The sequence below is a fragment of the Hyunsoonleella jejuensis genome (assembly GCF_900111025.1).
GTDB lineage: Bacteria > Bacteroidota > Bacteroidia > Flavobacteriales > Flavobacteriaceae > Jejuia > Jejuia jejuensis.
In genome coordinates, this window is sequence record NZ_FOFN01000001.1 from 1,149,513 (window position 1) to 1,165,696 (window position 16,184).

General features: G+C 35.7%; 7 protein-coding genes and 1 tRNA gene. 6 read left to right on the plus strand and 2 right to left on the minus strand.

Going from position 1 to position 16,184, the window contains the following annotated elements; translation table 11 throughout:
* Positions 1 to 61: 61 nt before the first annotated feature.
* From ftsZ to BMY39_RS04950, 3 genes are all read left to right on the plus strand, one after another.
* Entirely contained in the window at positions 62 to 2,023 is a 1,962-nt protein-coding gene (gene ftsZ / locus BMY39_RS04940) for a cell division protein FtsZ (protein WP_092576380.1), read from the plus strand.
* Positions 2,024 to 2,140: 117 nt separating this feature from the next.
* The gene (locus BMY39_RS04945; RefSeq protein WP_092576383.1) at positions 2,141 to 2,590 is read left to right on the plus strand and encodes a GatB/YqeY domain-containing protein; all 450 of its coding nucleotides are present in this window, start codon (positions 2,141 to 2,143) and stop codon (positions 2,588 to 2,590) included.
* A 36-nt stretch (positions 2,591 to 2,626) separates the two neighbouring features.
* Positions 2,627 to 2,700 (plus strand) — tRNA-Arg (locus BMY39_RS04950).
* Positions 2,701 to 3,392: 692 nt separating this feature from the next.
* Here the strand turns inward: BMY39_RS04950 and BMY39_RS04955 are convergent.
* Complete coding sequence (locus BMY39_RS04955) at positions 3,393 to 6,047, minus strand: glycoside hydrolase family 3 C-terminal domain-containing protein (protein ID WP_092576388.1); 2,655 nt, start codon at positions 6,045 to 6,047, stop codon at positions 3,393 to 3,395.
* 30 nt (positions 6,048 to 6,077) lie between these two features.
* Entirely contained in the window at positions 6,078 to 6,974 is an 897-nt protein-coding gene (locus BMY39_RS04960) for a hypothetical protein (RefSeq protein WP_092576390.1), read from the minus strand.
* Positions 6,975 to 7,217: 243 nt separating this feature from the next.
* On the opposite strand from BMY39_RS04960, the gene BMY39_RS04965 reads away from it, so the two are divergent.
* The 3 genes from BMY39_RS04965 (at position 7,218) to BMY39_RS04975 (ending at position 16,137) form a co-directional block, all read left to right on the plus strand.
* Complete coding sequence (locus tag BMY39_RS04965; protein ID WP_177176545.1) at positions 7,218 to 11,270, plus strand: hybrid sensor histidine kinase/response regulator transcription factor; 4,053 nt, start codon at positions 7,218 to 7,220, stop codon at positions 11,268 to 11,270.
* Positions 11,271 to 11,515: 245 nt separating this feature from the next.
* Entirely contained in the window at positions 11,516 to 14,575 is a 3,060-nt protein-coding gene (locus BMY39_RS04970; protein ID WP_092576396.1) for a SusC/RagA family TonB-linked outer membrane protein, read from the plus strand.
* A gap of 17 nt (positions 14,576 to 14,592) precedes the next feature.
* Positions 14,593 to 16,137, plus strand: coding sequence for a RagB/SusD family nutrient uptake outer membrane protein (locus BMY39_RS04975; RefSeq protein WP_092576400.1), 1,545 nt, complete (start codon positions 14,593 to 14,595; stop codon positions 16,135 to 16,137).
* The last annotated feature ends 47 nt before the right edge of the window (positions 16,138 to 16,184 follow it).

The following is a 16,184-nucleotide window of genomic DNA, read 5'->3' on the forward strand; positions in this document are numbered from 1 at the left end:
CACAAAGTAGAATTAACCATTGATTGAAAATAATATTTAGAACCCCAGAAAAAAAGAATTTATGAGCAGCAAAGACGAATTCGGAAGTATTGCATTTGATTTACCTAAAAATCAGTCTAATGTAATAAAAGTAATTGGCGTTGGCGGCGGCGGTAGCAATGCTATTAACCACATGTTTCAGCAAGGTATAAAGGGAGTAGACTTTTATATCTGTAATACAGATGCGCAAGCATTGCAGAACAGTGGTGTGCCAAATAAAATTCAATTAGGCGTAAACTTAACCGAAGGACTAGGCGCAGGTGCAAATCCAGACATAGGAGAACAATCTGCGGTAGAAAGTTTTGATGAAATTTCCCAAATGCTGGATACCAATACCAAAATGGTGTTTATCACTGCAGGTATGGGTGGCGGCACGGGCACGGGTGCTGCACCGATTATCGCTAAAATGGCAAAGGATAAAGATATCTTAACCGTTGGAATTGTAACCATGCCATTTCAGTTCGAAGGAAAAATGCGTTTGGAGCAGTCTCAAAACGGTATTGAGAAATTAAGAAGCGTTGTAGATTCGTTAATCGTAATCAATAACAATAAACTTCGTGAAGTATATGGTAACCTTGGTTTCAAGGCAGGATTCTCAAAAGCTGATGAGGTGCTATCTACTGCTGCTCGGGGAATAGCCGAAGTTATTACTCATCACTACACACAGAATATCGATTTACGGGATGCTAAAACTGTATTGAGTAATAGTGGTACTGCAATAATGGGATCGTCTATCGCTTCTGGTCAAAATCGTGCTCAAGATGCCATCCGTAAAGCCTTAGATTCACCCTTGTTAAATGATAACAAAATTACTGGAGCTAAAAATGTATTGTTACTTATCGTGTCAGGAGCTCAAGAAATTACTATTGATGAAATCGGAGAGATTAACGATCATATTCAAAACGAGGCTGGTCATGGAGCAAATATTATTATGGGTGTTGGAGAGGACGAAACCTTAGAAGAATCAATTTCTGTAACCATAATTGCTACAGGTTTTAACATTGAGCAGCAAGACGAAATTTCTAATACTGAAACCAAGAAAGTAGTGCATGCTTTAGAGGATGATTCCGAAAAGAAAGATAAAGAACCTGTAATAATAGCGCCTATTGTAGAATTAGAAAAAAAGGAGCCGAACCCTGTTGTGAGACATACATTGGACTTAGATGAAGTTGAAGAAGAGATTGTTTCTGCCGAAAAAATAGTAGTAGAAAAGCCTAAGGCGGAAGAAGCTCCAAAAGATATTACTTTAGTTCCAACATCAGAATTGATAAAAAATATAGATGTGGTATACGATGAGGTAAATGCTAATATTGAAGAAGATGACTTTATTATCAAGCCAGTAACAACTATGGAAGTTGAAGAGGAAGTTATAGAGCGTGAAGAGGAAGAGCAACAAATTACGTTAACGTTTGATTTACCTTTATCTACAGTAAACGAAGAAGAACCTGAGGTAGAAGAAAAGGTCACATACAGTTTGGATGAAGATGAAGTAAAAGATATATCTGTAAACGATTATGTTGAATTGATTACAGTAACTGAGACCAATGAAGAAGGTAGTGATGTGCGATATGCTTTAGACGATTATATTGAAGCAGAATCATCAATGAATTCGCAACCAGTTGCTGATAAAGTAGCTGAAGAGGTTCAAGAAGAAGTAGTTTTCGAAAGAAAAGTAATTGAAGAGGAAGTGGCTGAAGAAGTGATAGAAGAAAATGTAGAGCCAACAGAGTTGCCAATTTCAGAAATATTAAAACAACGTACTGCTGAGCGTAGACGAAAGATGAAAGATTTTAACTACAAGTTTAACAATGCGAAGATTGACGATATAGAAAAAGTACCAGCATATAAGCGTCAGGGCGTGAATTTAGATGAAGCAAAACATTCTTCTGAAACAGATATGTCTAGAACAAGTGTGGGTTTAGATGATAATGACGACATACAGCTAAGAACAAATAATTCTTTTTTGCATGACAATGTAGATTAAGAAGACACTTCTGTGTTTAACCTCACTTAAGTTATGATCCCGAAGAGTTTCCCTCATTCTTTTCGGGATTTTTTAACTCTTTTTTCTATCTTCGCGACACTTTCAAAACAATTAGTTATGAGTTTACAACAAGATATTATGGCAGCGTTAAAAGATGCGATGAAAGCTAAAGACCAAACAGCTTTAGCCGCATTAAGGGCGGTAAAATCTGCAATTCTTTTAGCCAAAACAGAAAGTGGTGCAGGAGATGAGCTTTCTGAAGATCAAGAGCTTAAAATATTGCAAAAACAAGTAAAACAACGAAAGGATAGTGCTGCTGTGTATTTAGAGCAAGGTAGAGAAGATTTAGCAGCGCCAGAATTGGCCGAAGCTGAAATTATTAATCAGTTTTTACCGGAAGCCTTAAGTGAAGAAGAAATAGAAAACGTGGTTGTGGCAACAATCGATCAAATTGGAGCAGACGGCATGAAAGATATGGGTAAAGTTATGGGAATTGTTAGTAAGCAGCTTGCAGGACAAGCTGATGGAAAAACTATTTCTAACATTGTAAAAGCCAAATTAGCTTAACTCTTAAAATAGATTCCAGTTTTTATTGGAATAAACGGCCCCGTGGCGCAACTGAATAGCGCATCAGATTTCGGCTCTGAGGGTTGGGGGTTTGAATCCCTCCGGGGTCACGAATAAAAAGAAAAGTTCTGTGTCAAATCAAGCTTGCTTGAATTTGTAAGCAGAACTTTTCTTTTTTCAAGGCGGAGCCTTGTGGGATATGTAATCCCGCGACTCATTAAACGAATAAAATAAATTGTAATTTGCTTGCTTGAATTTGTAAGCAGAACTTTTCTTTTTTCAAGGCGGAGCCTTGTGGGATATGTAATCCCGCGACTCATTAAACGAATAAAATAAATTGTAATTTGCTTGCTTGAATTTGTAAGCAGAACTTTTCTTTTTTCAAGGCGGAGCCTTGTGGGATATGTAATCCCGCGACTCATTAAACGAATAAAATAAATTGTAATTTGCTTGCTTGAATTTGTAAGCAGAACTTTTCTTTTTTCAAGGCGGAGCCTTGTGGGATATGTAATCCCGCGACCCAGTAAACGAATAAAATAAATTGTAATTTGCTTGCTTGAATTTGTAGGCGGAGTTTGTCCTTTTTGAAGGCGGAGCCTTTAGGTATATGCAATCCCTTTAAGTAGCAATATTGGGTTATTTATTTAAAAATCAGCTACTTGAGTTTATAAGGGGAGTGTTGTGCTGGATATATCAATATCTACACGACCATTAACAAAACATAATCTCCCTTAAATTAAGATATTTTAATTTAAGGGAGATTATTATATTATCAAGAATTAAATTGCCTAATATTAAGTATTTAATTATTAGGCAATGTGAATACTTTTCCAGTAATATTTAACTTCTCAGAAAGTACTGTCCCATTTTTTACTCTTTCACTTGAAGGTTGAGCTCCACCTACAGATATTTTATAAGCTCCTGGTTGTATGATTTTTTCTCCTTCATTATTCACAATAGATAGCTGCTCCTTCTTGATGTTAAACTTTAAAGTCTTCTTTTCTTTCGGTTCAAATGAAACACGTTCAAAAGCTACTAATGTTTTATGAGGATTATATTCATCTGCATTTGGATTTTCAATATATAATTGAATCACTTCTTCACCTTTTAAAGCACCAACATTTTCAACGTCAACCTCAATTGTAAACTCATTACCAGCTTCAAGATTTTCAGGCGTTTTAAAATTACCGTATTTAAATTTGGTATAGCTAAGCCCATAACCAAACTCATATAACGGATCTCCTTTAAAATATCGATATGTTTTACCTTTCATATCATAATCACTAAATGTAGGTATATCATTAATACTTTTGTAGAAGGTAACTGGTAATCTTCCGGCTGGATTATAATCTCCGAAGATAACATCTGCAATGGCAGTACCTCCAGCTTGCCCTGGATACCATGCCTCTATAATAGCTGGAATGTTTTCATTTTCCCAATTTATCGAAAGTGCACTACCGTTTAGTAATACTAATATAGTGGGCTTACCAAGTGACTGAATTTTTTTAATTAAATCTGTTTGCGTCCTAGGTAATTTGGTGTTAACGCGATCTCCTCCAGAAAATCCATCAACTTTCACTTTCATTTCTTCACCTTCCAGTAACGGACTAATACCCATACATAATACAACGGCGTCAGCATCCTTTGCGATGTCTAGTGCTTCTTGTTCTAAATTATCCTTAGGTGACTCCCAAAGCAAATGCATTAGGGAATGCTCTGTATTATCTTGAACACATTCAAATCGAATTTTATAGTTCTTTCCAGCTTGTAGTTTTACATATTCATATAATTTTTTTGGGTGATGTACATCTTTTCGTTCTATCAAAAGCTTATCATCTAAAAATAATTGAATGGATGAAAAAGCTTCACCGCCTAGGGCGTAATTTCCTGTCTTGTTAACTGAAAGTATTCCAGTCCACCTTACGGAGTAGGCGTCATAAGCTATATCAGGAAAAGGAGGTGTAGTTCTCCATGTAAAATATACGGTTTTGTCAACTCGAGTGTGTTTTGGTGTGCCTTCAAAAGAAATATTATCGTAATATTCAGCTTTTAAACCCGCAGTGCTTTTTGTTTTATCTGTAAATAATACAGTGCTTGGAATAGCTTCAAAAACAGGTAGTCCCTCAGCTAGTTTACATCCTGTAGCGTAAACTACTTCTGCATTAGGCAACTTATTTTGTAATCCTTTTAGTGGTGTAATGGGTTCTTCAGGATAACCATTATAATTACCTAGTAATACTTCTAAATCATCTGCGTTTGATCCAATTACTGCTATTTTTTTAATCTTACTTTTATTGAGCGGTAATGTATTATTGTCATTCTTTAACAGTACCATAGATTTACGAGCAGTTTCAAGAGCTGCAAGCCTATGTTTTTCAGAATCTACAACATCGTAAGGTATGGTTTCATATTTAACTGCGCCTTCAGGTGCAAATAAGCCAAGTTTTAGGCGAGCTACCATCAACCTTTCTAAAGAAACATCAAGTTCAGCTTCAGTAATTAGTCCATCTTTTACTGCTTGTACTAAGGCAGGGTATGAATTACCGCAGTTTAAATCTGTACCGGCCTTTACTGCCATGGCAGAAGCTTCTTTAGCATTGGCGCTTATTTCGTGTGCGCCTTTATCATAAAAATCCCTGATGGCCCAACAGTCGGAAACAATGTAACCTTCAAAGCCCCAATCATCACGTAATAAGCTACTCAGTTTTTTACTTCCACAGCAAGGTTCGCCAAAATAACTATTGTAAGCGCACATTACTGAATACACATTAGCTTCTTTAACCACTTTTTCAAAATGTGGACTATAAGTGTTTAAAAAATCCTGAGCACTGGGCTCCGCATTGAATCGATGACGATCAATTTCAGGACCACTGTGTACCGCAAAATGTTTTGCTGTTGCTACAAGTTTTAAATAATTTGGGTCGTCTCCTTGAAGCCCTTTTATAAATCTTACTGCTAGTTCTCCAGCAAGATAGGGGTCTTCTCCATAGGTTTCCATGCCTCGCCCCCATCTAGGATCTCTAAAAATATTGATATTAGGTGTCCAGTATGTAAGGCCTTGATAGATACCTCTTTTTCCTCGTGAAGCAAATTCATGGTGTTTTGCACGAGCTTCATCTGATATTATTTCAGATATTTTGCTCATTTGATTTTTATCAAACATCGCTGAAAGCCCTATCGCTTGTGGAAATACGGTAGCTTTTCCTGCACGACCAACACCATGCAAGCATTCGTTCCACCAATTGTATTCTGGTATTCCAAGTCTTTTTATGGCAGGAGATTCATAGTTCATTTGTCCTACCTTTTCTTCTAGGGTCATTAAAGCTACAAGTTCTTTCGCCTTTTTTTCGAAATTAGGAGCTTCTTTATTTTCCTGTGTATTAGTTTGAGACTTGTCGTTAGAGCATGCTACAATGCTCAAAACAAAGAGGAGCATAATACGTATGTGAAAATTCATTAATTTTATTTAAATTAGAGATGGATTAAGTTATGGGCAAACACCTACGTCGTCTAAGTAGAATGTACCAGATACATCATCTCCTGGACTAATAAACATTTGAAATCTTATGTACTGTCCTGTAGGTTCAAAAGGTGTAAAGTCAGGAATGCCCAGAGCACCAGATCCTGTAAAACCAGCAGTGGCCGTTGTAAAATCAAACCTTAGTTCTTCCCAACCTGTTCCAGTGTGTATAAGATTAACTTCTGCTTCACGTTCTGTATCATTATTAGGGTCCTGTTGCACAGTTAATCTTAAAGGTATTTGTGTGTTTGACCAAAACTTAAGTCTTACGATTTTATCATCATTCTCACCATCACTGCTAAAATCTATTGGGCTATTCATTTGAACACCAAAACCATCAAAGTTCCCCCCACCATCTTGCGTAATTTGCAAAACATTTGAAACCTCAGGATTTGCACCTGATGGGTCTGGGTTTTCAACTGTTGTAAGATCTACTCCATTAAATCCAAAAGAAAAGGCTATGTTGCCATCATCCCAAGTAGCCGGTGCACTAAAAATTTGCGTACAGGGATCGGCAGGAGGTATTACTTCAAAAAGTTGCTCTGTCACTTTGCCATTGGGTGCAATGGCCCTGATTGTGACAAAAAAGGTCTCATCAGATTCTGGGTATAAATACATGATTTCTTGTTGAATACCAATAAGGCTAGGGGTGTCACCCGGAAGTCCCGATAATACTTCAAAAGCTGTCGCTCCAATTGCAGTAGGACTTACCGTTACCTCGAATGGAGGTTCCGAATTATTAAAAGCTATGTTGGCTTGAATACTTTCAGGAGCAGGTCCTTCTATAAGTATAGCGTCAAACTCAGAATCTCTATTACAAGAGACAAATAATAAGATTACAATTAACAATAAAAACGGTCGCATAGTTCTAGTTTATTTTAAATTTATGGAACAATATAATATTTTACTTGTGTTTAGAAGCATGTAAACATTTGTGAATATTGTATTTGCAACATTTGAGGTCTAAAATGCTACATATTTTATTGTTATTAGTTTCAAATTGCATTTATTTGACTTCTAAATGCTACATATTTTATGATTATTAAAAAACGTTATTTTTTGAAATTTTATAGATATATATTTTTGACTTTGTTTTTCCTTAACATAGTGAACGGTTATTCCCAAATTGATTTTACCGCTTTAGAGTTTAATACCGTTGAAAATAATATATTTCAACGCCCCATTACATCAATAGTTCGTGATAGAAATGGGTTTTTATGGATAGCTACCGATGGTGCTGGCTTGTATAAATATAATGGTTTTTCTTATACGTATTATGGGCATATTATAGACGATGTCAATAGTGTTAATAGTAATTCAATAACAGCCCTGTTTTTAGATAGTTCTCAGCGATTATGGATTGGAACGGATGCAGGGCTATGCGTATATAATGAAGAGCAAAATTCATTTAAGCGATATAATCACTCATATTATAACAACTTAGAAAACGCCTACGTTAGTGTATTAAGCTTCGCTGAATATGAAGATAGGTTTCTTGTGGGAACTTATGATGGTATTATGGTATTAGATATGGAGAGTGGCATGTTAAAGGATTATGGGCTAGAAGGTCAAGGGGTTTTAGATATGCAGTTTTCTGCGAAAGGGAATTTATACGCAGCTACTAATCTTGGATTGAAAGTGGAGAGATATCATGAATTAGGAGGGTTTGAGGAGATAAGTTTGGGAGCTGGTATTTTAGGGGAATACATAACAAGTTTGCATATTGACAAACAAGAGATTTTATGGATAGGAACGCTTAAAAATGGAACTTTTAAGGGTGATTTAAAAAAATCAATAGTTGCTTTCGATAAATTAGATATCGTTGATAGTGCTACAATGGCTATTACAAGTGGTTTAGATCATGTTTTTGTATCTGTAGAAAATGAAGGTCTTTTTGTTTTGGATCAGACGGGAGAAATAGTAAAACACTATTTGTATAGCGTAAAAAATCTTAACGGCGTGGGTTCAGATTCTGTTTGGTCCATGTTTTTGGATAACGAGAACAGGCTATGGTTGGGCTATTACGAAAATGGTTTAGGTTTTTTTGATAAATACCATAACAAGTTCGATTCTATTAAAAGGAAGGAGGAAGGCAATGGCATTCATACCAATGAAATAAAGGCATTTGCTAAAACAGGAGATGGTAATATATGGATAGCTCAAATAAATGGAATTGATATTTTAAATACTAGTAGTGGTACTGTAGCCAATATTTATGGGAAACAAAGCTCAGAATATAAAGGCCTGAAAAAGGGACTATATATTGAAGATGTTTTTATAGATAGTAAGGGTAATGCTTGGGTTGCAACATGGGGCGAGGGGCTTTTCTTTCTAAAAAAAGGGAGTAAAACTTTTGTAAACTTTAATAAAGTTAATACCTCTGGAGCTCTAAAAACAAATAAAGTTAAATGTTTTGCTGAAGATAGTACTGGTAAGGTTTGGATAGGTTCTTTTTTAGAAGGGGTTTTTTATTTTGATTATAATACTGGAAAAATTCATTCACCAAGTGGGGAGTTTTATGCTAGGTCAGAAGTAGTGGATAAGGATATTGAGGTGATACACAACGATAGTTCTGGTCATATTTGGATAGGGACGTCGTCTGGTTTATATCAAATCGACAATAAAGATAATAATGAGTATGTAGTAACTGCACATAATGACTCTATTTCGTCCAAATTTGCTGGCCACCCAAGTTCTAATAGAATATTAGATATCTATGAGACGCAAGACGGAACGGTATGGTGTGGGACTAATGGCGGTGGGTTGTTTGAGTACAAAAGAGATAAGAAGTGTTTTGAATCTTTTGAGTTGGAAGGATTTGATTTATCATTTGTAAATACCATTTTTGAGCCTGTAAAAAATGAGCTGTGGGTTAGTAGTAAACAGGGAATTCTTAAAATTAATCGAGATACCAATGATGTTGTTCAGTTTACTATTTATGATGGTTTGCTTGAAAACTTTTTGATAGATGGAGCAGCAATATTAGATAATAACAACAATTTATATTTAGGTACCAAGAGCGGGGTTAATATTATAAATCCACAAAACATACCGTTTAACCCTTATTTAGCAAAACCCTATCTTAAAGGTGTAAAATTATTTAATAAAAAAGTAAATAAAAGCGACAAGGATAGTCCTTTAGTTATCAAAAGTGATACTAATGTAATATCCCTAAGGCATGATCAACGTGTTGTTACTATAGATTATGGTGCCGTTAGCTTTACAAGGCCAGAAAAAAACCAGTTTGCCTATCTTTTGGAGGGTTTTGAGGAAGACTGGAATTACGTTGGGTCAAAAATGAATGCAACTTATACTAATCTTGAGCCAGGAGATTATACTTTTAAGTTAAAGGCTTCAAATAATGATAATATATGGAATGACGCATCTGCTATTCTCAAGATACAGGTGCAGTCTCCGTGGTGGAAAACTATATGGGCGTACATTGCCTACATTATTTGTTTTGGTTTATTTGTGTTAGTTGGAATGTATTCGTATCGCAAGTATGTTAACGAGCGAAATACTTTTAGACTCGAGAGAGAACGAAGAAAGCAAAAAGTGGAACTGCAAAAGCAAAAACTTCAATTCTTTACAAATATATCACACGAATTCAGGACACCACTTACCTTAATAATTAACCCAATAAAGGAGCTTATCGAGAAGCATAATACAGAAGCGTCAAAGTCTGTACAACAAAAATATCATATCATTTATAAAAACGCTGAACGCCTTTCTAGATTGATAAACGAACTTATGGATTTTAGAAAGCTGCAATCCAATAAGCTTCAATTAAAATTGAGCGAGTTTAATATTGTTAAAAGTACAAAGAACATTCTCAGCTTTTTTAACGAAGAATCTAAAAGAAGATCAATACAACTGGATTTAAAATATGAAAGCATAGATTTTAATATATGGGCAGATAAAGGGATACTGGATAAGGTATTGTTTAATTTGTTATCCAATGCTTTTAAGGTAACGCCTAATAAAGGGAAAATTCGAGTAAAGATTGCTTCTAAAAAGAAAAAGATATTACCACTATTAGATAAAGACACTCCCGTACCTGTGTTAGAAATTAGTGTTAAGGACAATGGGCCAGGTATAGACCAAAAAGATTATAATAAAATTTTTGAACGATTTTATCAAGTAGGGCAATTAAATAAATCTTACTACGGTAGTACTGGAGTGGGTTTAGATATGGTTAAAAACTTTATTAAACTTCATAAAGGTTTGATAGAAGTAGAGAGCGAATTAGGAAAAGGTTCAAGTTTCAAGGTGTTTTTGCCTTACGGAAAAGAATATTTTAAAGACGAGGAATTTTCATCGAAATTGTCAGATAAAATGTTGCAGTTACCTAAAATCTCTAAAACTAAAGTTTATAACATAGAAGATATTCTTTCAAAAAAAGAAGTAAAGAATAAATTGCTGATTGTGGAGGATAACGTAGATCTTCAAGATTACTTAGTATCAGTTTTAAAAGAAGAGTACGATTTGGTTTTGGCGTCGGATGGGCAAGAAGGGTGGCTAAAAACTATGGAACATAGTCCCGATATAATTATTTCAGACTTAATAATGCCAATTATGGATGGGATAGAGTTTTGTAAAAAAGTTAAGAATGATCCTAACCTAAGCAGTATACCTATAGTAATGCTTACAGCAAAAAACTTGAGCGAGGATAGAATAAAAGCAATAAAGGGAGGTGCCGACGCATATATCGTGAAGCCTTTTGACAATGACGAACTAATGGTGGTTCTGGAGGAGCTTCTTGCAAAGAGTGAAAAGTTATCTGAGAAGTACGCTAATACAGCAGCGCCTTTAAATGAAGAGAAAAAGGAAAAGGATTTGGACAATGATTTTATTCAAAAAGTGCTAGGATTCATTTATGAGAATATTGAAAACCCTGATTTAAATGTAGAAAAGCTATCTTCTCACCTTTGCCTAAGTAGAAGTCAGGTTTATAGAAAGATAAAAACGCTAACGGGCTTGTCCCCCATACAGTTTATAAGAAGAGTAAGATTAGAAAGATCTAAGGTGATTTTTCAAAATGATAAAAATTTAAATGTAAGTGAAGTTGCCCATAAAGTAGGTTTCCTGTCTGCATCATATTTTACAGTTTGTTATAAGAAACAGTTTGGAGAATTACCCAAAAGCAGGAAGAGCGATTAGATATTAGCCTTTTAAAAAGTGTTTTGTTTTAGTCTGCAAGGGTGTTTAAAAAACCATATAAAACACAGGTGTTTGTGGATAATGTCCAAATGCAACATATGAAATATTTATTGCATCAAATAAATTGCTCTCGTTGCAACTACTAAATATAAATTGCAATCAATAAAGCAGTTGTTGGTATTACTCATAACAATTTGTGAGACCAACAAGAAACTTAAACTATTTAATCAAAACTAAATTCGAACATGAAATTAAAGAACTTATGTATTGTTTTCTTTTTGACCATTGTAGGTCAAATCATGGGACAAACAGTCACTGGAACAGTTACTTCTAACGGAGGACCGTTACCAGGAGCTAACGTTACTGTAAAAAACCAATCTAAAGGAGTAGTTACAAATTTTGATGGAATGTACACCTTGGATAATCTAAGTAATGGCGATATTATTGTATATTCTTTTGTAGGTTTTATAACTAAAGAAGTTACGTATTCCGGACAAAAAGAGGTAAACGTTTTTCTAGACGAGGACTTGGTCGGTCTAGATGAAGTGGTTATTGTAACTTACGGTACACAAAGAAATACACCAGTTTCTGTTGTGAAATCAGAAGATCTTAGTGAATTTCCAACGGCAGATTTGGGGCAAGCACTTCAAGGAAGAGCCGCTGGTGTAACTATTACAAATGGAGGTTCTCCTGGATCGCAAACCCTAGTACAAATACGAGGTGTAAACACATTTGGTGATGGTACGCCACTTTACGTTGTGGATGGTGTTTTTACTAACAGTATTAATAGTCTCGACTTATCAAGTGTAGAGAAAGTTGATATATTAAAAGATGCCGCTTCACTTGCTGTATATGGTTCAAGAGGAACCAATGGCGTGGTTTTAATTACCACAAAAAAGGGTAAGGTAGGTAAAGCAACCTTTACAGTTCAAGCTTCTGCAGGGATTCAGGAGTTCAACAGAAGGTACGACCTTATGAATACTTCACAATATATCCAATTCTTGAGAGAAATAAATGCACTAGTAGGACAAAATGGAGGACCAGATGACCCAGTAGGAAGAATAAATGACAACCCCTTGTTTGATGGTAATGGTATAGATACAGACTGGCAAGATGCTTATTTTAGACAAGCACCCTTATATAACGTTAACGGTAATATAAACGGCGGTAGTGAAAAAGCTAGATTTAATATAGGTTTTTCTAGGCTTAGTCAGGATGGTGTATATATAGATACTGGCTTTAACCGATCAACGTTGAATATCAATTCAGATGCTAGTATAGCTGATTGGGTAGATATAGGACAAACGCTTGCATTAGCACACAGTGAAACAGTACTTCCAGAACAATTTGAGGGTAGAGATCCTTTGTGGAACATTATTGGGCAAGCACCCTATGTTCCTGTTATCGACCAAAATGGTCTTTTTGGTGGAACTGCTTCAGGCGATCTCAATGATGCAAGAAATCAAATTAGAGTTCAGGAGACTAACGATAACTTATCAAGATTTTCATCTATCATTGGTAGTTTATATGCTACTTTTAAATTGGCTAAAGGACTTACTTTTAGAACACAATTTGGTTTAAATGCAAATTTGAATTTATTTGATGCGCAAAATAGAGCTTTTGAAGAAGGTGGTGGTAGATTTGAAAACCCTATAAATTTTATTACTAAAAATAGACAGACAGTTTCTCAAACCATATTTACAAATACCTTAGGGTTTGATAGGACTTATGGTAAGCATTCCGTAAACGCTTCTGCCGTTTTAGAACAAACGAAAATTAAGCTAGAGTCAGCTTCCATATCTGATAATAACACAGTGTCATCAAGTATTCCCGAAGTATTTTCACCCAATGCTAGAGCCACATCTTTTTCTGTTCCAGAAAATCTAAATTCTATTCTATTTCTTGGCGGGTATGAGTTTGATAAAAGATATTCGGTAAGTGCTTCTGGACGTAGAGATACATCTTCAAGATTTTCTCCTGAAAATGCTTCAGAATGGTTTTTCTCTGGGGCATTAGGTTGGAACGTAACTAATGAATCCTTCTTTAATGTGGATTGGATTAATAATCTGAAACTAAGAGCAAGTTATGGAGAGACAGGAAATAATAGGACTGGAAATACAGTTAACCAATTCTTGCCTACATTAGGTCTAAATTTACCTTCTTCAATTAATAATGAAACAGCAACTGGTATTAGTCCAAATAATGCAGCTAATCCTGATATAAGATGGGAAACTCAAATTAAGCAGAACTATGGTTTTAATTTGGGCATTTTGAACGATCAGATACAGGTAACTATTGATTACTTCAAAAACAGAAGTGAGGATTTATTAATACCCGTAGAATTAGCAGCATCAGCAGGTATTCCCGGGAATGCGCAAACAGGACCATCAGTTATAAGAAATGTGGGTATTGTAGATGTAAAAGGTTTTGAGTTCACATTAGGGTACAATGATTACAAAGGAGATTTTAAATGGAATTTTTGGGCTAATTTAACAACTGCTCAAAATGTTGTTGAAAGTTTAGGTGTTAGTGGAGAACCCATTGAACGTGCTAGATTGAATCCACCATTTGCTGCTCCTTTAAATAGATTAGCAGTAGGTGAAGCTCCATTCCATTTTTTTGGTTTAGTAGCTGATGGTGTCTTTTCTACCCAAGAGCAAATAGATGCGGAGCTACCTAATAATGGTAATGCTGCTGTACCAGTTCAACCAGGCGATGTAAGGTATCTTGATATTGATGGTGATGGATTGGTTACCTTAGGTGACAGAGCTGTTATTGGTGATCCTAATCCAGACTTTACCTATGCTATTAATCTTAGAGCCGAATATAAAGGCTGGGATTTTAATGTATTACTCAATGGCGTACAAGGTGTTGATGCCTTTAATAGTAACATTTACTATTTAGAAGGTTTAGATAATGGGTTAAATTACGGCACTCGCGTAATACGAAGATGGCAAAACCCAGGAGATATTACAGATATACCAAGATTTAGGTTTGGATCAAACATTAATAACGAAATTTCTTCCCGTTATGTTGAAGACGCCTCTTATCTTAGGTTGAGAAACGTTACGGTTGGTTATAATCTTCCAAGTAATTGGATAAATAAATCAGGCAATGGCATAATTAAAAAGCTTAGGATTTATGTACAAGGTCAGAATTTGTTAACTTTCACTAATTACACAGGACTTGATCCAGAAATAGCACCATTTTACAATGCGCTAGGGCTTGTGGATGGGCTAGGAATTGACAGAAGTGCACAACCAAGACCAGTTACCGTGTTGAGCGGAATTCAAATAGAGTTTTAAATAAAAGAATTGTTAAGATGAAAAAATTTAGTAATTATTTTTTGGGTTTTGCAGCGTTGTTTGCGTTATTCCTTATAGCTGCATGTGACGAAGATGTACCTGTTGAGAATACAAATGCATTAAATCCTGAGATTTTCTTTGAGTCTCGAAGTCAAGTAGAAGCGGCTGTTAACTCAGCTTATAATCAATTTCAAACCTTATATCAGCGTGTAGGTTATGTTTTTCCGGATGCAATTTCGGATGAGGTGGTCGCTAGTGGAGATCCAAACTTTGCACCTTATAATAGGTTTGAGTTTAATGCCACTCTTGATAATATCGCATTGTATTGGACTGCTTGTTTCAATGGTGTAGGAGCCTGTAACTTTGTTATAGGGAATGAAGACAGGATGAGAGCCAATGCTGAAGGCTCCGATTTTTCTGACGAAGATATTGATAATGCATTAGGACAAGCCTATTACTTAAGAGCACTTTACTATTATCACTTAGTAAAGCGTTTTGGTGGTGTACCCCTAAAAATCGATGTTTTGACAGCTACTAATGACGAACCTAGGGCAACGGCGGATCAAGTTTACAATCAAATCATAGCAGACTTACAAATGTCAACCACATTAACTTTGTCTAAAGGTGCAACGGAAAAAGGACGAGTTACAAAAGAGGCTGCCTATGCCATGCTTGGTAAAGTATATTTGCACAGGGAGTTATACCCTGAAGCTAAAGATGCCTTTAGCAATGTTACAAATCATAGTCTACTTCCAATAGAGGAATATCGTGATAACTTTAGTGAAACAGGAGAACATAATGATGAGTCTATGTTTGAGATAGGCTACAATGGAGAAGTTGGTACTGAAGCAGAGCGATGGGCGCAAACAGGTATAGGAACGTCAGAAGTAACGTTTCGCTCTCAAGACTACACTGGATGGGCTAATGCACGGCCATCTACTAAAATTATAGAAGAGTTTGAGGAGGATGACCCAAGGTTAGACCTTGCTATTTTGCAGGATGATACCAATAGTTATGGACCAGGAGATGCTTTTCAATTTCCGTGCCCTGGATGTGTTGGTGGACCTGTTTGGTATAAGTTTTCACAATTGTATGATGAGCAAAATGTATCACAAAATAGTGGGGTGAATGTAAGAATAATGAGGTATGCCGATGTGGTACTTATGCAAGCAGAAGTCGAAATGAATTTAAATAATAATGATGCCGCTGTAGATTTTCTAAATGAAATAAGGGACAGGGCAGGCATGCCAAGATATGGTACTGCAACAATGGACGCAAGAGGTTTTCCAGTAAACACAAAAGAACAAATATTTGATGCTATTGTGCATGAAAGATTTGTAGAGCTGTGTGGGGAACAAGTAAGATTTGACGATTTGGTAAGATGGAATTTAGACGATCAGGAATTATCAATTTTTCCAGATGCTAATTTTAACAATCCAGATCCATCATTGAGAGTCACCAGGAATTATGATCCATCTGTACATCGTGTAATGCCAATACCTCAGAATGAGATAGATGCGAATACACAAATGACCGGAGCGGATCAGAACCCCGGATACTAATTGAGTAATTTGTTTAGTTTAGTTAATAAATGGGCGGAAGTTTTTCT